14 protein-coding genes are annotated in these 19,177 nt (G+C 62.7%); 3 read left to right on the top strand and 11 right to left on the bottom strand.

The genetic code is table 11. The annotated features are described in order from the left end of the window. Position 1: 1 nt before the first annotated feature. The 3 genes from ACIPO9_RS22270 to prfB form a co-directional block, all read right to left on the bottom strand. Entirely contained in the window at positions 2-769 is a 768-nt protein-coding gene (locus tag ACIPO9_RS22270) for a TetR/AcrR family transcriptional regulator (RefSeq protein ID WP_274133748.1), read from the bottom strand. A gap of 172 nt (positions 770-941) precedes the next feature. Beyond that, a complete protein-coding gene (gene lysS / locus ACIPO9_RS22265) occupies positions 942-2,444 on the bottom strand; it encodes a lysine--tRNA ligase (protein ID WP_274133749.1) in 1,503 nt (500 codons plus the stop codon). 114 nt (positions 2,445-2,558) lie between these two features. Beyond that, positions 2,559-3,654, bottom strand: a protein-coding gene (gene prfB, locus ACIPO9_RS22260) for a peptide chain release factor 2 (protein ID WP_274133750.1) whose coding sequence is annotated in 2 segments (ribosomal slippage) — positions 2,559-3,581 and positions 3,583-3,654 — 1,095 coding nt in all. Because the reading frame shifts where the segments join, the coding sequence is not laid out codon by codon here. 200 nt (positions 3,655-3,854) lie between these two features. Between prfB and ACIPO9_RS22255 the strand changes: the two genes are divergently transcribed. Together ACIPO9_RS22255 and ACIPO9_RS22250 are read left to right on the top strand one after the other, a co-directional pair. Next, a complete protein-coding gene (locus tag ACIPO9_RS22255; RefSeq protein WP_400783554.1) occupies positions 3,855-5,900 on the top strand; it encodes a hypothetical protein in 2,046 nt (681 codons plus the stop codon). Positions 5,901-5,961: 61 nt separating this feature from the next. Continuing rightward, a complete protein-coding gene (locus tag ACIPO9_RS22250; RefSeq protein ID WP_400783552.1) occupies positions 5,962-8,124 on the top strand; it encodes a hypothetical protein in 2,163 nt (720 codons plus the stop codon). A 40-nt stretch (positions 8,125-8,164) separates the two neighbouring features. On the opposite strand, the gene ACIPO9_RS22245 is transcribed toward ACIPO9_RS22250, so the two are convergent. From ACIPO9_RS22245 to ACIPO9_RS22210, 8 genes are all read right to left on the bottom strand, one after another. Continuing rightward, positions 8,165-9,169 (bottom strand): PleD family two-component system response regulator, encoded by a 1,005-nt coding sequence (locus ACIPO9_RS22245; protein ID WP_274133754.1) that lies wholly within the window; start codon positions 9,167-9,169, stop codon positions 8,165-8,167. Positions 9,170-9,214: 45 nt separating this feature from the next. After that, positions 9,215-10,225 carry a chemotaxis response regulator protein-glutamate methylesterase gene (locus ACIPO9_RS22240; protein ID WP_274133755.1) on the bottom strand — a complete coding sequence of 337 codons (1,011 nt, stop codon included), beginning with the start codon at positions 10,223-10,225 and terminating at the stop codon, positions 9,215-9,217. Continuing rightward, entirely contained in the window at positions 10,222-12,603 is a 2,382-nt protein-coding gene (locus ACIPO9_RS22235) for a hybrid sensor histidine kinase/response regulator (protein ID WP_400783550.1), read from the bottom strand. Before ACIPO9_RS22235 ends, ACIPO9_RS22240 begins: the two co-directional genes overlap by 4 nt. After that, complete coding sequence (locus ACIPO9_RS22230; protein ID WP_400611165.1) at positions 12,600-13,283, bottom strand: chemotaxis protein CheW; 684 nt, start codon at positions 13,281-13,283, stop codon at positions 12,600-12,602. The genes ACIPO9_RS22235 and ACIPO9_RS22230 overlap by 4 nt, the downstream gene beginning before the upstream one ends. Then, on the bottom strand, positions 13,280-14,563 hold the full coding sequence (locus ACIPO9_RS22225; protein ID WP_400611163.1) for a CheR family methyltransferase: 1,284 nt from the start codon (positions 14,561-14,563) through the stop codon (positions 13,280-13,282). Before ACIPO9_RS22225 ends, ACIPO9_RS22230 begins: the two co-directional genes overlap by 4 nt. After that, on the bottom strand, positions 14,560-15,096 hold the full coding sequence (locus tag ACIPO9_RS22220; protein WP_400783548.1) for a chemotaxis protein CheW: 537 nt from the start codon (positions 15,094-15,096) through the stop codon (positions 14,560-14,562). Before ACIPO9_RS22220 ends, ACIPO9_RS22225 begins: the two co-directional genes overlap by 4 nt. Before the next feature lie 8 nt (positions 15,097-15,104). Then, on the bottom strand, positions 15,105-16,727 hold the full coding sequence (locus tag ACIPO9_RS22215) for a methyl-accepting chemotaxis protein (protein ID WP_274133760.1): 1,623 nt from the start codon (positions 16,725-16,727) through the stop codon (positions 15,105-15,107). A gap of 432 nt (positions 16,728-17,159) precedes the next feature. Beyond that, positions 17,160-17,891 carry a tellurite resistance TerB family protein gene (locus tag ACIPO9_RS22210; protein WP_400783545.1) on the bottom strand — a complete coding sequence of 244 codons (732 nt, stop codon included), beginning with the start codon at positions 17,889-17,891 and terminating at the stop codon, positions 17,160-17,162. A 178-nt stretch (positions 17,892-18,069) separates the two neighbouring features. Here ACIPO9_RS22210 and ACIPO9_RS22205 point away from each other — a divergent pair, with 178 nt between their 5' ends. Continuing rightward, positions 18,070-18,984, top strand: a complete 915-nt coding sequence (locus tag ACIPO9_RS22205; RefSeq protein ID WP_274133762.1) for a LysR substrate-binding domain-containing protein — start codon at positions 18,070-18,072, stop codon at positions 18,982-18,984. The last annotated feature ends 193 nt before the right edge of the window (positions 18,985-19,177 follow it).

Here is a 19,177-nt window from a genome sequence, read left to right as displayed (position 1 = left end):
ATCAACCCGCCACGGGCCTTGCAGTGCCCAGCACCAAGTGCATCTGGCGGGTAAGAATAGCGAGCATTTGCTCGTCTGCGTCGGGCCGTGGGCCTTCGAGCAGCCCCTGATATTCCATCCGCCCGATAATCCCCGTCAACACTTGCGCGTCCGTCTGCGGCTGGGCCGAGCCCATGACCTCGAGAAACTGGGCACTTCCCTGCAGCAGAATCTCCTGATGGGCGCTCACCAGAGGTGCCAGGCGCGGGTTGATCAAGGCTTCGAGGCGGAAGGCATGCTCGGCGATCAACTGGTCGCGGCGGGTCATCAGTTGATGACGCACGTATTCCATCGTCATGCGCGCGATTTCGTCGGCCAGGCGGCCACGGGCCTCGGCACTGCCATCGTTGCGCGCAACCATTTCGCGCAGCAACACTTCGGTGTTGGTCCACAGCTTGGCCATGTAGGCGGCGCTGCGCTCGACGTATTGGGCGAAGGCATCGGTGAGCAGGTCGTCGATGTCCTTGAAGTAATAGGTGGTGGCCGACAGCGGCACCTGCGCCTCGGCAGCCACGGCACGATGGCGAACGGCGCGCACGCCATCGCGGATGAGGATGCGCATGGCGGCATCGAGAATCTGCTGGCGACGCTGTTCACTGCCCTGTCGGCTCGCTTTGCGGCCTTGATACTGAACACTCTGCGCCACAGCCGTGGCAAGGCCGGCGGCTCCCTTTTGAGCGATCGTACGATTCACGACAGGTTTCCTTTTTAGTCTTCGAAATCGGGGCATCGGAAAGCTTCGGTGTCTGCACCGGCCCTGTCGCGGGCAAGCGCGCTCCTACAGTCGAGCACAATACAGTGTAGGAGCGCGCTTGCCCGCGAAGGCGTCAGCACAGGTAACCGAACATCCGCAAAACAGGCAAAAAAAAGCCGCCCTCTCCAGGCGGCTTTTCTGACAACGCTTAAGCCTGAGGCCGCATGTGCGGGAACAGGATCACGTCGCGGATCGATGGCGAGTTGGTCAGCAGCATCACCAGACGGTCGATACCGATACCCTCACCCGCCGTCGGTGGCATGCCGTATTCCAGCGCGCGAACGAAGTCGGCGTCGTAGTGCATGGCTTCGTCGTCACCGGCGTCCTTGTCGGCCACCTGGGCCATGAAGCGCTCGGCCTGGTCTTCCGCGTCGTTCAACTCGGAGTAGGCGTTGGCGATTTCACGGCCGCCGATGAACAGCTCGAAACGGTCGGTGACGTTCGGGTTTTCGTCGTTGCGGCGCGCCAGCGGCGACACTTCGAACGGGTACTGGGTGATGAAGTGCGGCTGTTCCAGCTTGTGCTCGACCAGCTCTTCGAAAATCATCACCTGCAGCTTGCCCAGGCCTTCGAAGCCCAGCACCTTGGCGCCGGCTTTCTTGGCGATGGCGCGAGCCTTGTCGATGTCGTTCAGGTCATCGGCGGTCAGATCCGGGTTGTACTTGAGGATCGAGTCGAACACCGACAGACGCGCGAACGGCTCGCCGAAGTGGAACACCTTGTCGCCGTACGGCACGTCGGTGGACCCCAGCACAAGCTGCGCCAGTTCGCGGAACAGTTCTTCGGTCAGGTCCATGTTGTCTTCGTAGTCGGCGTAGGCCTGGTAGAACTCCAACATGGTGAATTCAGGGTTGTGACGGGTCGAGACGCCTTCGTTACGGAAGTTGCGGTTGATCTCGAACACCTTCTCGAAGCCGCCAACCACCAGACGCTTCAGATACAGCTCAGGCGCGATACGCAGGAACATTTCCATGTCCAGCGCGTTGTGGTGGGTTTCGAACGGCTTGGCCGCGGCGCCGCCCGGAATGGTCTGCAGCATCGGCGTCTCGACTTCCAGGAAATCACGCTTCATCAGGAAGCTGCGGATGTGGGCGATGACTTGCGAGCGCACGCGGAAGGTGTCGCGTACTTCTTCGTTGACGATCAGGTCAACGTAGCGCTGACGGTAGCGCTGCTCGGTGTCGGTCAGGCCGTGGTGCTTGTCCGGCAGCGGGCGCAGCGACTTGGTCAGCAGGCGCACGGTGGTCATCTCGACGTACAGGTCGCCCTTGCCGGAGCGGGCCAGGGTGCCTTCGGCGGCGATGATGTCGCCCATGTCCCAGGTCTTGACCGCAGCCAGGGTTTCCTCGGACAGGGTCTTGCGGTTGACGTAGACCTGGATGCGACCGGTCATGTCCTGGATCACCATGAACGAGCCACGGTTGAGCATGATGCGACCGGCAACCTTGACCGGAATCGCCGCTTCAGCCAGCTCTTCCTTGGTCTTGTCCGCGTACTGTTTCTGCAGGTCGTTGCAGTAGTTTTCGCGGCGGAAGTCGTTCGGGAAGGCGTTACCCTTCGCGCGCTCGGCTGCAAGCTTTTCCTTGCGCAGGGCGATCAGGGTGTTTTCTTCCTGTTGCTGGGCTTGCGGGTCGAGTTGTTGGTCGCTCATGTCTTCAGTTATTCCATCAGGTTCGTTACCCATCATCCGCCACGGGTCAGCGGTGAGGAATCGCGGGCCGGTCATGCGCAGTAGCGTGCCGTGCCCGCAACGGTAGTTTCGCGGTTACAGGCCTTGCTTGAGGCTGGCTTCCAGGTAACCGTCGAGGTCGCCGTCCAGCACCTTGTTGCAGTCACTGCGCTCGACGCCGGTACGCAGGTCCTTGATGCGCGAGTCATCGAGGACGTACGAACGGATCTGGTGACCCCAGCCGATGTCGGACTTGGTGTCTTCCAGGGCCTGGGACGCCGCGTTGCGCTTCTGCATTTCCAGCTCGTACAACTTGGCCCGCAGCATTTTCATGGCGGTGTCCTTGTTCGCGTGCTGGGAGCGCTCGTTCTGGCAGCTGACCACGGTGTTGGTCGGCACGTGGGTGATACGCACCGCCGAGTCGGTGGTGTTGACGTGCTGACCACCGGCACCGGACGAACGATAGGTATCGATGCGCAGGTCCGACGGGTTGATGTCGATCTCGATGCGGTCGTCGATCTCGGGGGATACGAACACCGCCGAGAACGAGGTGTGGCGACGGGCGCCGGAGTCGAACGGGCTCTTGCGCACCAGGCGGTGAACGCCGATCTCGGTACGCAGCCAGCCAAAGGCGTACTCGCCCTTGATGTGCACCGTGGCGCCCTTGATGCCGGCGACTTCGCCTTCGGACAGTTCCATGATGGTGGCGTCGAAGCCACGCTTGTCGGCCCAGCGCAGGTACATGCGCAGCAGGATGTTGGCCCAGTCCTGTGCTTCAGTACCGCCGGAACCGGCCTGGATGTCCAGGTAGGCGTTGTTGGGGTCCATCTCGCCGCTGAACATGCGACGGAATTCAAGCTTGGCCAGCGATTCTTCAAGGCCCTGGAGCAGCTCGACGACGTCATTGACGGCGCCTTCGTCGTTTTCTTCGACGGCCATGTCCAAAAGCTCGCGCGAATCGGTCAGGCCGCTGGACATCTCGTCCAGGGTCTCGACGATCTGCGCCAGGGTGGCGCGCTCGCGGCCCAGTGCCTGGGCGTACTCGGGCTTGTTCCAGACGTTCGGGTCTTCCAGCTCGCGGTTGACTTCGATCAGACGATCACTCTTGTGATCGTAGTCAAAGATACCCCCGAATGGACTGGGAGCGTTCGGTCAGGTCCTTGATGGTGTTCAGGATCGGGTTGATTTCCATGGTCGACAGGACTCGCAGGCGAATTTAGCAAAGCCCGCGAGTATAGCTCATTCGTCCCCATTGCGGCAGTCCGTCCGGCTGCCTGGTCTCCTGACTAATCGCGAACCGCGATAACCCTCATCGCGAAACAGCCTAGCGCCCGCATCGGCTGCGCACATACTCGGAAAAGGACATCAGGAAACACCGAAAAGGAGGTCGAGATGAAACTTTTGCCTGCGTTGCTGATGGCTACGCTGATGCCCCTTGCAGCCCTTCCCGGCGGCAGCGTGCTGGCAATACCCAAACCACCGCCACCTGTGGTCGTCGAAGCACCCAACGACAAGCTCGATCTGCAGACCCTGGGCACTGCCGATGCGACGGTCGAGGTGAGCTACCCCGAAATCGCCGACGGGCATACCGCAGGGTTGTACTGGACCAGTCCTGCCGGGCAGTACCGGGCGCCGGTGCAGACCGTCAGCGGTGGCGCCAAAAAGCTCATGTTCAAGATCCCCAATGCCACCGTCGTCAATGATCTTGGCCAGTCCCCGGAGATCACCGCAAGTGTCGGCGTTGCCAACGAGAAACTGGTGATCTCCGAGCCCCGCATCATCACGATCATCAGCGGCGCGCCACCGGGCGAATACCCGGCAGCGGCATTACCCGATTTCACGGATAACCTGGTGGACGTCGGAGTGCTCACCGGCGACCTGAACGTTCGTGTGGCCTATGACAGCCTGGCTGCCGGACAGCAGGTAAAGGTGCTGTGGCGGGGTCCGGTGACCTATGACACCCCTTTGCAGTCCCCTGAGGACGACACGCCCCTGGGCTTCACCATCCCCCGCGACGTCGTCATCGCCAGCCTCGGCAAGCCGGTCACCTTGAGCTACGAGGTCACGCTCGACGGACAGGTGTTTCAGCCCTCCGATAGCCTGACCCTGAACGTCGTCCTCAGAACCCTCAAGGAAGTTCCGGTCATCCCCTCGGCGGTCGATGGAAAAGTGGATCTGAAAGCTTTGCTGTTCAAGCCCCTGATCATTACGTACAGCTACACCGGCATCACCCCGGGCCACACCGCGGGCATCCGTTGGGCCGGCAACCCGGCCTATGACACGCCGCACCCTGCAATCGGCACCACGCCCAGGCCACTGGAATTCACTATCCCCTACGACAAGGTCCGGCTGGAGAGAGACAAGACCGTGCTGGTCAGCGCCTCGGTGGGTACCGGGGACAACCATCTGACGATATCGCCAGAGGTGTCGGTGGAGGTGGTCGACACCCGCCCCGGAGGCGAGGAAGTCGCTGCCGATCTCAACGCGCGCTACAACGACACGCGCAAGACCTGCGACAGCGATCTGCCGTCCTATTACTGCAACGGTGTCACGATCCGCGGGACGGTCAATGGCGGTTACGACCCCTGGGATCCGAGCCCTACTCAACTGACCAAAGGCTCGATGTCCTTTTCCTATCTGCGCAAGGACGCCAGGGTCACCCAGCTTTTTCGTCCCAGCGGCTACATCCTGCTGTCCCAGGACAACGCCATCGCCCAAGGCAAGGCCTACGACTACCTGTGCAGCTATCCGCACGATGGATGGACTGACCTCGTCGGCAGGCCAGGCCTGGGCTGCGGCCTGCAACCCAAGGCGAACCAGCCGCTTATTGACATGCTCACGCAGAACCCTGAGCTGGCCAACCTGCTCAAGAATGATGATGCCCTGGTTGAGCGTTTGAAGAACGACCAGAGCCCTGCCGGCCTGCTCACGAGCGATTCCAGGCTGGCCGAGTTGCTCAGGGCGGCACCCACTCTGGGCGCCTTGCTCAGTGATAACGAGCGAATGGTTGAGCACTGGCGCGTGGCGCCTTACGCTGACGACCTGAGCACCTGTGCCGGGCAGAACGCAGCGACCATGGCGACATGGAACAGCTATTCGAGCAAGTTGACCCATCCATCGCAGCAGTGCTCCCTCAGCGCCCAGGATGCGACGCAATTCGACACCAGCCTCAAGGCCCGAGAGTTTGCCCTTCCGGTGATCAAAAGCACCTGGAACGAAGTTCTCGTCAAGGTGTGGCCAGCCGGCATCCCCAACCGGCTGCCCATGGAAGGCTTCTTCTACACCAGCGCGCCGGGCCTTGCGGAAGCCAAAGCCTACCAACAGAAGTACGTGACCCGGACCGGGGGCATGTGGCTGCCCGTCATCAAGCTGGACATGACGAAGCTGGCGGGCAACCCCTTCAGCTACAGCACAGCCGATCAGGCCGTACAACCGTAGCGGCCGGACGGCAAGGGTCGCCTCGGGTGACATTTGCCCCGCCGTCGAAAAGGAGATCGACATGAAAACCAGGCCATTTATCCTGTGGGCACTGACAGGGCTGCTGGCAGCATTCGCCATCCAGGCGGACGAGGCCGTACCGGCTCCCGATTCCGGTCTGTGGGTGGCTGCGGTAGTCGCCAGCCCCCAGGCAGCGCCTGCCACCTCGCTGCAGGGCACCGTCAGGGCGATAGCCACCCCACCGCCACCGCTGGTGGTCGAGGCGGTAAACGACGAACTCGATCTGCAAACCCTGGGCGCTGCCGATGCGACGGTGGAGGTGACCTATCCCGAGATCGCAAAGGACCATACCGTAGGGCTGCGCTGGAAAAGCAACAGTCAGACTTATAATGCTCCTGTGCAGAGGGTCAGCGATGGCGCCAGAAAGGTCACGTTCAAGATTCCGAATGCCACGGTCGCGAAGGATCTGGGCCTGTCGCCGGTGCTGACCGGCAGCGTCGGCATAGGGAATGATCCGCTGGTGATTTCCCAGCCGCGCAGCATCAGGATCATCCGCAATGCACCACCGGCGCAATACCCGGCACCGACGCTACCCGGCGCGCCTGACAATGTGGTGGATGTCGACGCCTTGACGGGAGACCTGGTCGTCCGGGTTCACTACCCCGACATCGGCGCAGGACAGACCGTGAGGGTACTCTGGAGGGGTGCCACTTCCTATGACACACCTTCGCACGACACCGTGGACGACAGTGCGCTGACCTTCACTATTCCCAAGGCAACTGTTGCAGCGACAGTGGGCGTGGCTGTGAGCTTGAGTTATGAGGTGATTCGCAATGGGCAACCTGCACAGGCTTCCGCCCCCGCTTCAGTGAGGGTGATGAGCAAGGCGCTGAGCACCGCACCGAAAATCAGCTTGCTGCAGGGCGGTTTGCTCGACTTGGCATTCGTCCAGTCCAAGGACGTCAGGGTTACCTATACCTACCCCGGCATCGCAAAAGGCGACACCGTGGGCATTCGCTGGGCTGGCAAGCCCGTCTACGAAACCCCGCATCCACCGATCGGGGACACGCCACGCCCGGTGAGATTCGACATTCCCTATGACAAGGTCCGCGACGCCAAAGGCACGCTGGTCACGGTCACGGCCACCGTGGGCAGGCCTGGCTTGCCCCTGGAAACGTCACAGGAGCTGAAGTTCATTGTCCTCGACTCCCGTACCCCAGGCGAAATCGTGATCGAGGATCTGAACAACCGTTACAACGACACGCGTTCCACCTGCCCCAACAACCAGCCTTCCTACTACTGCAACGGGGTCACCACCCGCGGCACCGACAACGGTAATTTCGATCCGTGGGATCCCAGCGATACTCAAGTGCGCAAAGGCTCGATATCGTTCTCGCATATTCGCAAGGACTCCAGAGTCACCTATCTATGGAGGAACAGCGGCTACGTCCTGCTTTCTCAGGCGGAGGCGATCAAGCAAAACAAACAGCAGGAATACCTCTGTGTATTCCCGCACGATGGCGCCACCGACCTGGGAAGACTCGCGTACGGTTGCGGATTCGCAGGAAAGGCCGGGCGGGCAAGCGACACCGGGGAGAAGCTGATGCAGATCGCTATCGAGCATCCCGAGCTGCCAGCGCTGCTCAGGAACAACGAGCAACTGGCTGACCGACTCGCCAATGGCAAAGACGCCAGCGATCTTCTGCAAAAGGATCCGGCCTTTGCCGCCTTGATCCGCAAAGTGCCCAATCTGGGAATGCTGTTGAGCCAGAGCCTGGACGAGGTGCAAGCCTCCAATCAGTTTTCCATCAACGTTGCGGACCAGAGCACCTGCGCAGGCCAAAATGCCACGACGCTCAACACCTGGCTTGCCTACACCAACCGTTTGACCCACCGCCTTCAGCAATGCTCGCTGAGCGCGCAGAATCCGGGGCAATTCTCACTCAGCCTGCTGGCACGGGGCTCTTCGGTACCCGCTGCGGTATTCAGCACCTGGAACGAGGTGCTGATAAAGGTCTGGCCTGCCGGTATGGCTTCCAGAGTGCCGCTGCAAGCGTTCTATTACCAGAGCGCAGCTGGGCTGCCAGAAGCTCGGGCTTATCAACAGAAGTACAAGACCCGGACATCGCTATGGTTGCCTGTCATCAAGCTTGACGCAACAAAAATGGCGGCCGGGGTTGCCCCATTCAGTTACATTCCCGCCGACCAGGCCGTGCAGCCTTGATCGCAGCGCAGACAAGGCCGGATTCATGTCCGGCCTTGTCTCACCCCACCGCCACCTGATTGCGCCCGCTGTTCTTGGCCGCATACAACCCCTGATCCGCGCTCTGGATCAGTTGCCGGCTGTGGCTGCCCACGGCAGGCACCACGGTGGCCAGGCCAATGCTGATGGTCAGCACGGAACCTTCTACCGGCGCGATGTGCGGGATGTTCATGCCGGCCACGGTCTGGCGCAGTTTCTCGGCCAGCAGGCGCGCACCGCCCGGCGAGGTGTTGGGCAGGACCAGGGCGAATTCTTCGCCGCCGTAACGGGCGGGCAAGTCCGAAGGACGGCTGCAGCTTGCGCGGATGGCCTTGGCCACCTGACGCAGGGCCTCGTCGCCTTCGAGATGGCCGAAACTGTCGTTGTAGGCCTTGAAGTAGTCGACATCGATCATCATCAGCGACATCTGGGTCTGTTCGCGAATGGCCCGGCGCCATTCCAGTTCCAGGTATTCGTCGAAGTGCCTGCGGTTGGAAAGGCCCGTCAGACCGTCGGAGTTCATCAGGCGCTGCAGCACCAGGTTGGTGTCCAGCAACTGCTGTTGGCTCACGCGCAGGGCACGATAGGCCTCGTCGCGTTGCAACAGGGTCATGTAGGAGCGCGAGTGGTAGCGGATGCGCGCCACCAGTTCGATGTTGTCCGGCAGCTTGACCAGATAATCGTTGGCCCCGGCCGCGAACGCCGCGCTCTTGATCAGCGGGTCTTCCTTGGTGGAAAGCACGATGATCGGAATGTCGCGGGTGATCGGGTTGTTGCGGTATTCACGCACCAGGGTCAGGCCGTCGAGGCCTGGCATGACCAGGTCCTGCAGAATCACGGTCGGCTTGATCTGGATCGCCTGGGCAATGGCCTGATGCGGATCGGCGCAAAAGTGAAAATCGATGTTTTCCTCATTTGCCAGCCCGCGCCGGACGGCCTCGCCGATCATTGCCTGATCGTCGACCAGCAACACCATGGCAGCGTTTTCATCCGTGGTGTTTACATCGTCCAGTTGCAAATCATGCATCAGGGTGCTCCTGGTCACAGCCGGGCTGTGAAATCACCTGGTAATTCATTGGGTGAAAACCTCTTTCAAACGAGGTGCGATGGTGTCCAGCGGGCGAATTTCCACAGCTGCGTCGATGGCCGCTGCCGCCTTGGGCATGCCATACACCGCGCAGCTTTCCTGATTCTGGGCGATGGTCAGAAACCCCCGCTGACGCATCAGCTTGAGTCCCTGCGCGCCATCACGCCCCATTCCCGTCAACAGAACGCCCACTGCATCCCCGCTCCAATAACTGGCTACGCTCTCGAAAAAGACATCGATCGAGGGCCTGTAAATTTCGTTTACCGGCTCGGCGGTGTAAGCCAGCGTGCCGTTCTTCAAAAGACGTATATGGTGATTGGTCCCCGCCAGCAATACAGCGCCAGGCTGCGGCGGCTCGCCGTCACGGGCCAGGCGCACGGCAAGGCCGGACGAGCTGCTCAGCCACTGCGCCATGCCGGCGGCGAACACCTGATCCACGTGCTGAACCAATACGATGGGGGCCGAAAAATCCTTCGGCAGCCCTTTCAACAATATTTCCAGGGCCGCAGGGCCGCCGGCCGAGGAGCCGATTGCCACAAGCCCGCGCCGCTGAACCGCATCGCGAACCGGCACAGGGGCCTGGCGCACGCGGCTGTCACGCTGGCCAATCAGCCAGCCTATATTAAGTATCTTGCGCAACAAAGGGGCGGCAGCCTCTTTGGGGTCACCCGCACCGATCGCTGGCGTATCTACCACATCCAGCGCACCGTGGCCCATGGCTTCGAATACGCGGTGTACGTTCTGCTCGCGATCCACCGTGACGATCACGATGGCGCACGGCGTGGCCGCCATGATACGACGAGTCGCCTCCACACCGTCCATGACCGGCATGATGAGGTCCATCAGGATCAGGTCCGGCAGTACCTCAGCGCATTGCTCGACCGCCTCGGCACCGTTGCGGGCGACCCAGACCACCTGATGCGCAGGCTCGAAAGCCAGCGCACGGCGCAGCGCTTCGACGGCCATGGGCATGTCGTTGACGATGGCGATTTTCATCCTTGCGCATCTCCTATCAACTCAACGACCGCGTCAAGCAACGCATCGTCGTGGAAACTGGCCTTGGCCAGGTAGTAGTCGGCGCCTGCGTCCAGCCCTCGTCGACGATCCTCTTCGCGGTCCTTGTAGGACACTACCATGACCGGCAACGACTGCAGACGGCTGTCGCGTCGCAGCAAGGTCACCAGTTCGATACCGTCCATGCGCGGCATGTCGATGTCAGTGATCAACAGGTCGAAATCTTCGGCACGCAAGGCGTTCCAGCCATCCATGCCATCCACCGCCACGGCCACTTCGTAGCCGCGACTGAGCAGCAGTTTGCGCTCGAGCTCGCGTACGGTCAGCGAGTCGTCGACCACCAGCACCCGTTTACGCGGCTGGGCCTGGGCCTCGCGACTGCGCCGGTCGATGCGCTCCAGACGCCCGGTGTTCAGCAGTTTTTCCACCGAACGCAGCATGTCTTCGACATCGACGATCAGCACCGCCGACCCATCGTCGAGCAAGGCACCGGCCGAAATATCCTGAACCTTGCCCAGCCGCGGGTCCAGCGGCAACACCACCAGGGTGCGCTCGCCGATGAAACGCTCCACCGCCACGCCATACACCGCGTCGCGCTCGCGGATCACCACGACCTTGAGCACGTCTTCACGGTGTTCTCCGGCCGGACGATTGAGCAACTGGCTGGCCGCAACCAGCCCGACATGCCGTTCCTCGTGCCAGAAATGCTGGCGCCCTTCGAGCTGCACGATCTCATCGGCCTGCACATCGCGCATGCGTTCGATGTGCGCCAGCGGGAAGGCGTAGGCCTCGCCGCCCACTTCCACCACCAGGCTGCGGACCACTGACAGGGTCAGCGGTACTTCAAGGTGGAAGCGACTGCCCTGCCCCGCCTGCTGGTGCAGATCGACCCCGCCGCGCAACTGGCGAACCATGTGCAGCACCGCATCGAGCCCAACACCACGGCCCGACACCTCGGTGACCTTGTCGCGCATGCTGAAACCGGGCAGGAACAGGAAGCTCAACAGCTCTTCCTCGCTCAACTGCGCGGCGGTTTCAGCGGGCGACAGTTTGCGCTCGATGATGTTCTGGCGCAGGCGTTCCAGATCGACACCGGCGCCGTCGTCGATCAACTCGACCACCAGCAAGCCGGCCTGATGGGAAGCCCTGAGCTGAATCAGGCCCTCGGCAGGCTTGCCGGCAGCGATGCGCCGCTCAGGGGATTCGATGCCGTGGTCCACCGCATTACGCAGCAAGTGCGTCAGCGGTGCTTCGAGTTTTTCCAGTACGTCGCGGTCGACCTGGGTCTTCTCGCCGTCGATTTCCAGACGCACCTGCTTGCCCAGCGAGCGGCCCAGATCGCGGACCATGCGCGCCTGGCCTGCCAGCACGTCGGCGAACGGGCGCATGCGACAGGCAAGGGCGGTGTCGTAGAGCAGTTGCGCACGCTGGCTGGCCTGCCAGCCGAACTCGTCCAGGTCCGAAGTCTGCTGGATCAACAGGTGCTGCGCTTCGCCCAGCAGGCGGCGCGCTTCTTCCAATGCCTTTTGTGCATCGGGGTCGGCGTTTGCGCCCAGCAATGCATCAAGGTTGTCCAGTGCCCGGCTCGCGCCGCTCTGCGAGCGTTTGACCCGCTGCATCGCGGTCAGATAGGGCTTCAGGCGCTGGGTCTCGACCAGCGATTTGCTCGACAGGTCCAGCAGGTTGTTCAAGCGCTCGGCGGTCACCCGCAGGACACGTTCCCCGCCCTCGGCCACGCGACGCTCGCGACGCAGCTCGGCCTTGGCCGCAGGCGCCTGCTCGGTAACGGATTCTTCTTCGGCGACAGGCGCTGGCGCAGGGGGCGCAACGGGCGGCTCGGCAAGAGGATGGTCGAACGCCGCCGGGCCCAGTGCCGATTGCACGGACTGCACCAGGGACTGGGCGTTGGCCAGCAGGATGTCTTCCATCGACGGCGCAGCACTCGGCACCGCAGCCGAAGGCCTGGCGCCGGGTTTGATAAGGTCGTTCATCAACGCGACGTAACCGTCGACGTCGCTCTGCCCTACGCTGCTCTCACCGGGGGTGGCGATGCGCATCAGCATGTCGGTGCCCATCAGCAGCGCATCGATGTGCTCGGGCGCAAGACGCAGGCGGCCTTCCTGGGCTTCGACCAGGCAATCCTCCATGACGTGGGACACGCTGACCCCGGCGTTGACCCCGACGATCCGCGCCGCGCCCTTGAGCGAATGGGCGGCGCGCATGCAGGCTTCCAGTTGATCGGCCTGGGCCGGATTGCGCTCCAGCGCCAACAGGCCTGCGCTGAGCACCTGAGTCTGGGCTTCGGCTTCCAGGGTGAAGAGTTCGAACAACGAGGCGTCGCGCATCTGATCGGGCGTCATGTCAGGCTCCGGTTCACTGCCGACAACAGCTGTTCTTCATCCAGCAGGCGCAGGCTGCGGTCGCGCCATTGCACCACACCCCGGGTGAACCGGGCATTGGCGTTGTGCGCAGGGGCCGAGGCCGAATCCAGCAGGCGCGCCTCGATGGCATGGATGCCGTCGACTTCATCCACCGGCACCACCACCGGCCCGCCTTCGGCAGCCACGATCAACATGCGCGGCATGACCCGCGCCTTGCTGGCAGGGGCGAAGGACACATCCAGCCCCAGCAGTTCGACGAACGACAGGCACGCCACCAGCGCACCACGCACGTTCGCCACACCCAGCAGCGCGCGGGAACGCTGGTGCGGCAGCGAATGAATGGTCTGCACCGGCGACACCTCCACCAGGCAACGGGTCGGCAGGCCGAGCCATTCCTCGCCCAGGCGAAACACCACCAGCGAGCGGGTCTGAACGTCACTGGCAAGCTCTTCGGCGCCGGCCACCACGCGATGTTCCTGGGCCAGCGCGTAGCGGTCCAGCAGGCGCGTGGCCGCTGCCGAATACACCGAGCAGTTGCGGCAATGGATGTGTTCTTCGAGCAGCGGACAGGAACGGTCGCCATGGATACCGATGCGGTTCCAGCAATCGTCGATGGCCTGGGCGTCGTTGCTGATGAGTTCGCTGTGCACGCCGGTCATCGGTTGCGTCCTTCTTTATTCACACCGCGCGCCGCACGCTCCTGCAAGCGTCTGGCACCTGCCGTGTCGCCTTGGGCGGCCAGCAGCGCGGCCAGTTGAGCCAGGGCCTCGGGGTGTTGCGGCTCAAGGTAAAGCGCCTTGCGGTAGAAGCCTTGCGCACTCGCGGCATCGCCCTCGACCTCGGCGAGCAGGCCCTGCCAGTAGAACACCCGTGCGACGGGCTCGAAACGCTTGAGGTATTGCTCGCACGCAGCCTTGGCCTGGGCACTCTTGCCCTCGTTGGCCAGACGCTTGATGCTGTCGAGCAGGGTCGTGGCTTCGCTGTTGTCCAGCGCCGGGCTCGCCGGAGTACGCGGCGGCGCGGCGAACGGACGGACGCTGGTCTTGACTCGCGGCGGGGCAACAGGAACCGGCCTGGCACTGACCGGCAGCGATTCGCTGCGCGCAGGCACGCTGGGCGCGGGGGACGGTTGGGCCAGCGGTTCAGCCCGATGCCTGAAGGCAAACGACTGGGCCACGCCAATGGACGCCATACCCATGCGCCCCAGCAGGCTGCCCTCGGCAGGCCCGATGAACAGCACGCCGTCGTCGCGGGTCATGCGTTTGAGCGCCTCGAAACCCCGGCGCTGAGTCTCGACATCGAAATAGATCAGCAGGTTGCGGCAGAACACGAAATCGTACGCCGACTGCGCCACCGGCAAGGCCGGATCGAGCAGGTTGCCGGCTTGAAAACCGACCCGCTCGCGCACCCGATCCTCGACCCGGTAGCCCTCATCGACCTGGGTGAAGTAGCGCTGGCGAAAGCCCTGGTCTTCGCCACGAAAGGAATTCTTGCCGTAGACCGCACGCCGCGCCCGTTGCAGGGACAAGGGGCTGATGTCCACCGCTTCGACCTTGAACTGCTGCGCCTGCAAACCGGCATCGAACAACGCCATGACGATCGAATACGGCTCCTCGCCGGTCGAACACGGCAGGCTGAGGATGCGCAAGGGCCGCGCGCCGTTGAGCTGCGCCAGCCGTGCGGCCGCAAGTTTGCCGAGGGTGACGAAGGATTCCGGGTACCTGAAAAACCAGGTCTCGGGCACGATCACCGCTTCGATCAGCGCCTGTTGTTCTTCAGCCGATCCCAGCAGCAACAGCCAGTAGGCGTCGTGGTCGGCGGCATTGGCCTGGATGCAGCGCTGACGCACCGCGCGCTCGACAATGGCCTCGCCCACCGATGCCACGTCCAGCCCGATGCGGTTTTTCAGGAAGCCGAAGAAACGCGCGTCGGCACTCATGGCGTCGCCTCGAACTGCTCAAGGCTCATGGGCTCGCGGGGGAACAGCAGGTCACGCACCGCATCGTTGAGCAGGTCCGGCACGCGAATCCACTGCAACAGGCCCAGTTCATCCTCGCGCACCGGCCCCAGGTACGGCGCCTGGCGGTTGTCCAGCCCGTAGGCCTTGAACTCCAGAGGGCTGCAACGCAGGGTGTCGGTGGCCTGTTCCAGAATCAGCCCCAGCCGCTGCGGCGCCCGGTCGGCTCCGGGGCGATAGTGCACCAGCACCAGCCGCGTGCTGGTGCGCAGCGGGGCCGCTTCGCCGAAAGTCAGGGCGCTCAGGTCGATGACCGGGATCACCGAGCCGCGATGGGCAAACACACCGGCCACCCAGTGCGGTGCCTGGGCGATGGGCTTGAGCATCAGGCGCGGCAGCACCTCGGCGACTTCCGTCGCTTCCAGCGCATAGCGTTCCGTGCCGATCCGGAACAACAGGAACAGCTTGTTCTTGGGCAGCACGGGCGCATTGCGTTTGGCGGAATGCTCAGTCATGGAAAGGCTCAGACCTTGAATCGCGAAACGCCGCTGCGCAGCCCCACGGCCACCTGACTCAGTTCGTCGATGGCGAAACTGGCCTGACGCAGGGACTCCACGGTCTGGCTGCTGGCATCACCCAGTTGCACCAGCGCCTGATTGATCTGTTCGGCGCCGGTGGCCTGGGCCTGCATGCCTTCGTTGACCATCAACACCCGCGGCGCCAGCGCCTGGACCTGGTGGATGATCTGCGAAAGCTGCTCGCCGACCTGGGTCACTTCGAACATGCCGCGACGCACTTCCTCGGAGAACTTGTCCATGCCCATGACCCCGGCCGACACCGCCGACTGGATCTCGCGCACCATCTGTTCGATGTCGTAGGTGGCCACGGCGGTCTGGTCGGCCAGGCGTCGCACTTCGGTGGCGACCACGGCAAATCCGCGGCCGTACTCGCCGGCCTTTTCCGCTTCGATGGCGGCGTTGAGCGACAGCAGGTTGGTCTGGTCGGCGACCTTGACGATGGTCACCACCACCTGATTGATGTTGCCGGCCTTCTCGTTGAGGATCGCAAGCTTGGAGTTGACCAGGTCGGCTGCGCCCATCACCGAGTGCATGGTCTCTTCCATGCGGGCGAGGCCTTGCTGGCCCGAGCCTGCGAGAATGGATGCCTGATCGGCGGCCGACGTGACTTCGGTCATGGTACGCACCAGGTCACGGGAGGTCGCGGCGATCTCACGGGACGTCGCGCCGATTTCAGTGGTGGTGGCCGCCGTCTCGGTGGCGGTGGCCTGCTGCTGCTTGGAAGTGGCGGCAATTTCGGTCACCGAGGTTGTGACCTGCACCGACGAGCGCTGCGCCTGGGACACCAGCGCCGCCAGTTCCGTGACCATGTCGTTGAAGCCGGTCTGCACCGTGTTGAATTCGTCCTGGCGTTCCAGGTTCAGGCGGCTGCTCAGGTCACCTGTGCGCATGGTTTCCAGAATCTTCACGATGCGGTTCATCGGCGCCAGGATCGTGCGCATCAGCAGCAGGCCGCAAGCGACCGCCGCCAGCACGGCGATGATCAGCGAGATCCCCAGGGTGATCTTGGATACGGAAACCGCCGCCTGAATGTTATCGGCGGCGCGGTCGGCATTGACCTTGTTCTTGGTCCCCAGGGCATTGAGCACCTTGCGGCCATCGAACCACAATGGGGTCAACTGTTCGACGAAGATGCGCTGGGCCAGGGCGTAGTTGTCACCCTGATAAGCCGCCAGAATGCCGTTGAGCACTAACTGATAGCGTTCGCGCAGTTGCAGGAACTGGGCGAAGTCGGTGCGATCGGCTTCTTCGAAGATACTCTTCTGGTAGTTGGCGATCTGCGCCTGCAAGCGGTCTTCGAAGTCCTTGTACTGGTCTTCTTCGGCGTTGGTCAGGCTGCGCCCGGTGCCCTCGGCGAGCAATTGCTGGGTGCGCACATAGCTCTCCACCCATGCGCCGCGCACGGTGCTGCTGTAATAGACGCCAGGCAAGGCATCCAGACGCACTTCATCTGCACTGTCTTCAATGACCAGAAGCCGGGTGAAAGCCACGACAACCATCAGCAGCATGATGGCGATGATTACAGCGAAGCTCGCCAAGATACGTTGACGCAACGTCCAGTTCTTCACAGTCAGCCCTCAAGAGTTCAACACCGGCGCAACCGGGTTCAAGAAGCGGACCGAAGAACGGCCCGAAGCGAGCGGAGTATAGCCTAGTGCCTTACCGATTAATCTGGCTGTTTCCGACATAACTTACGTAATTACGCACACATATAACGGAAATATCTGACAGGTTATCGGCATTGGGGGCGTTTACCTTACCCGTAGCAGTCCGGCTTGCCGGCGACAGCGCCATCTGAGACACGTTTATATGAACTGACACGCTGCGATCGCGGGCACGCGCTCCTACGGCCTCCGGCCAGAGCCCGGTTGGGCGTCCGACACAAACCCGTAGCAGCCGGGCTTGCCCGCGGGATCGATCTTGCGGCCGCCCCGCCGGCAAGCCGTGCTGCTACGGGGCGGTGGTGTGCTTTCGACTTGATTCTGATCTCTGTGCGCGGGTTACTGCTGGGTTTGGCGGACCTGGTTTTCCAGTTCGGCCTTGAGGCTCGGTTCAAGCTTCAGTTGGCGGGCCAACTCATCCAGGTATGCCCGTTCCATGAAGTGCTCTTCATCGACCATCATCACACTGGCCAGGTACATCTCGGCGGCGATTTCCGGGGTCTGGGCGGCGCGGGCGACGTCGGCGGGGTCTAGCGGTTTGTTCAGCTCGGCGTGAAGCCAGTGCTGCAACTGTTGATCGCCGGTCAGGCGGGTGAATTCGCCTTCGATCAACTGCCGCTCATTGTCATCCACATGCCCATCGGCCTTGGCCGCTGCCACCAGCGCCTTGAGGATCGCTTCGCTGTGTTGCTCGACCTGGGCGGGCGGTACGCGGTCGACGGTTTGCGGTTCGGCGGCGTTGGTCGCGCCCTGGTTGGCCTGCCAGTTGCCATAGGCCTTGTAGGCCAGCACTCCCAGCGCGGCCAGGCCGCCGTAGGTCAGCGCCTTGCCGCCGATCTTGCGGGCTTTCTTGTTGCCCAACAGCAAACCCATGGCCCCGACCGCCAGCGCGCCGCCTCCGGCCCCGGACAGAAACCCGCCTGCATTACCGCCGGCGACTTTGCCGAGCAAGTCACCGAGGCCGCCCTGCCCGCCGCTGCCTTGAACGCTTCTGCCTTGGCCGCCGGCCTTGCTTTGCAACAGGTCCTGGCCGGATTTCAACAACTGATCGAGCAAGCCGCGCGTATTCATGGAAAACCTCGTGATAACGGAACAGACCATTCGACTCGCAGGTTAAGGCGAAGTCGTCAGGCCCGGTTTTCGGGAGTGCTTCCAGATGTTGCAGCGGTATTCCGGGCCGCTGGCAGCCTTTCTAAAAAAACGATATACACTCGACAAAATCAAAAAAACCAAGCGAGCGACCCTTTTCATGATGACGCTACGCCAGATCCGCCACTTCATCGCCGTGGCCGAGACCGGATCGATTTCCGCTGCGGCCCAGGCGGTGTTCATTTCCCAGTCCACGTTGACCTTGGCCATCCAGCAACTGGAAGAGGACATCGGCGTCAGCCTGTTCAGCCGCCACGCCAAGGGCATGACCCTGACCCATCAGGGGCATCAGTTCCTGCGGCAAGCGCATCTGATTCTCGCCACCGTGGAAAACGCCAAGCGCAGCCTGCAGCAAGGCGCGGAACAGGTGGCCGGGCAACTCATCATCGGGGTGACCAGCCTGGTCGCCGGTTACTACCTGGCGGACCTGCTGATCCGCTTTCAGCGCGCCTACCCCAATGTCGACATCCGCGTCATGGAGGACGAACGCCCATACATTGAGCATTTGCTGGTCAGCGGCGAGATCGATGTCGGGGTATTGATCCTGTCCAACCTCGAAGACCGTCATGCGCTGCAGACCGAAGTACTGACCCATTCCCCGCACCGGTTGTGGCTTCCGGCGCAGCATCCGTTGCTTGAACACGACAACATCAACCTGAGCGACGTGGCGTGCGAGCCGCTGATTCAGCTCAACGTCGACGAGATGGGGGTGAACGCCCAGCGCATCTGGTCCCGCGCCGGCTTGCAGCCCAAGGTGACGCTGCGCACCGCGTCCACCGAGGCGGTGCGCAGCCTGGTGGCCGCAGGGCTTGGCGTCTCGATCCAGCCGGACATGACCTATCGGCCCTGGTCGCTGGAAGGCGACATCATCGAGGCACGCCCGATTGCCGACCTGACCCAGACGCTGGACGTGGGTCTGGCCTGGCGCCGGGGCACGGCACGGCCTTCGCTGGTCGATCCATTCCTGAGCGTAGCCCGGGAACAGCCGCATCCCGGGCGCAGGCCATCGATTTAATCGAACGCTGCATTCTTTATTTAGAATTTGTCGAGCGCTGTATGTGGCACTAGGCTCTGAGGCTTGGAAACAGTTCCATCCTCGTCGCGGGGGGGGGGGGGCCGCGGGGGGGGGGGGGGGGGGGGGGGGGGGGGGGGGGGGCGGCACCCCCAGGCGCACAAAAAAAAAATTAAAAAGAAGGTCCAAAAACAAA

The organism is Pseudomonas sp. NPDC090203, from assembly GCF_044746765.1.
Taxonomy (GTDB): Bacteria; Pseudomonadota; Gammaproteobacteria; order Pseudomonadales; family Pseudomonadaceae; genus Aquipseudomonas; species Aquipseudomonas putida_AD.
Note: the sequence above shows the minus strand (reverse complement) of the source record. Positions and strands in the feature narration are given on the sequence as shown.

Bases quoted from the DNA above. Each gene is read 5' to 3' on its own strand.
- ACIPO9_RS22270 (WP_274133748.1), bottom strand. From the start codon at position 769: ATGCCCCGATTTCGAAGACTAAAAAGGAAACCTGTCGTGAATCGTACG.
- lysS (WP_274133749.1), bottom strand. From the start codon at position 2,444: ATGAGCGACCAACAACTCGACCCGCAAGCCCAGCAACAGGAAGAAAAC.
- ACIPO9_RS22255 (WP_400783554.1), top strand. From the start codon at position 3,855: ATGAAACTTTTGCCTGCGTTGCTGATGGCTACGCTGATGCCCCTTGCA.
- ACIPO9_RS22250 (WP_400783552.1), top strand. From the start codon at position 5,962: ATGAAAACCAGGCCATTTATCCTGTGGGCACTGACAGGGCTGCTGGCA.
- ACIPO9_RS22245 (WP_274133754.1), bottom strand. From the start codon at position 9,169: ATGCATGATTTGCAACTGGACGATGTAAACACCACGGATGAAAACGCT.
- ACIPO9_RS22240 (WP_274133755.1), bottom strand. From the start codon at position 10,225: ATGAAAATCGCCATCGTCAACGACATGCCCATGGCCGTCGAAGCGCTG.
- ACIPO9_RS22235 (WP_400783550.1), bottom strand. From the start codon at position 12,603: ATGACGCCCGATCAGATGCGCGACGCCTCGTTGTTCGAACTCTTCACC.
- ACIPO9_RS22230 (WP_400611165.1), bottom strand. From the start codon at position 13,283: ATGACCGGCGTGCACAGCGAACTCATCAGCAACGACGCCCAGGCCATC.
- ACIPO9_RS22225 (WP_400611163.1), bottom strand. From the start codon at position 14,563: ATGAGTGCCGACGCGCGTTTCTTCGGCTTCCTGAAAAACCGCATCGGG.
- ACIPO9_RS22220 (WP_400783548.1), bottom strand. From the start codon at position 15,096: ATGACTGAGCATTCCGCCAAACGCAATGCGCCCGTGCTGCCCAAGAAC.
- ACIPO9_RS22210 (WP_400783545.1), bottom strand. From the start codon at position 17,891: ATGAATACGCGCGGCTTGCTCGATCAGTTGTTGAAATCCGGCCAGGAC.
- ACIPO9_RS22205 (WP_274133762.1), top strand. From the start codon at position 18,070: ATGATGACGCTACGCCAGATCCGCCACTTCATCGCCGTGGCCGAGACC.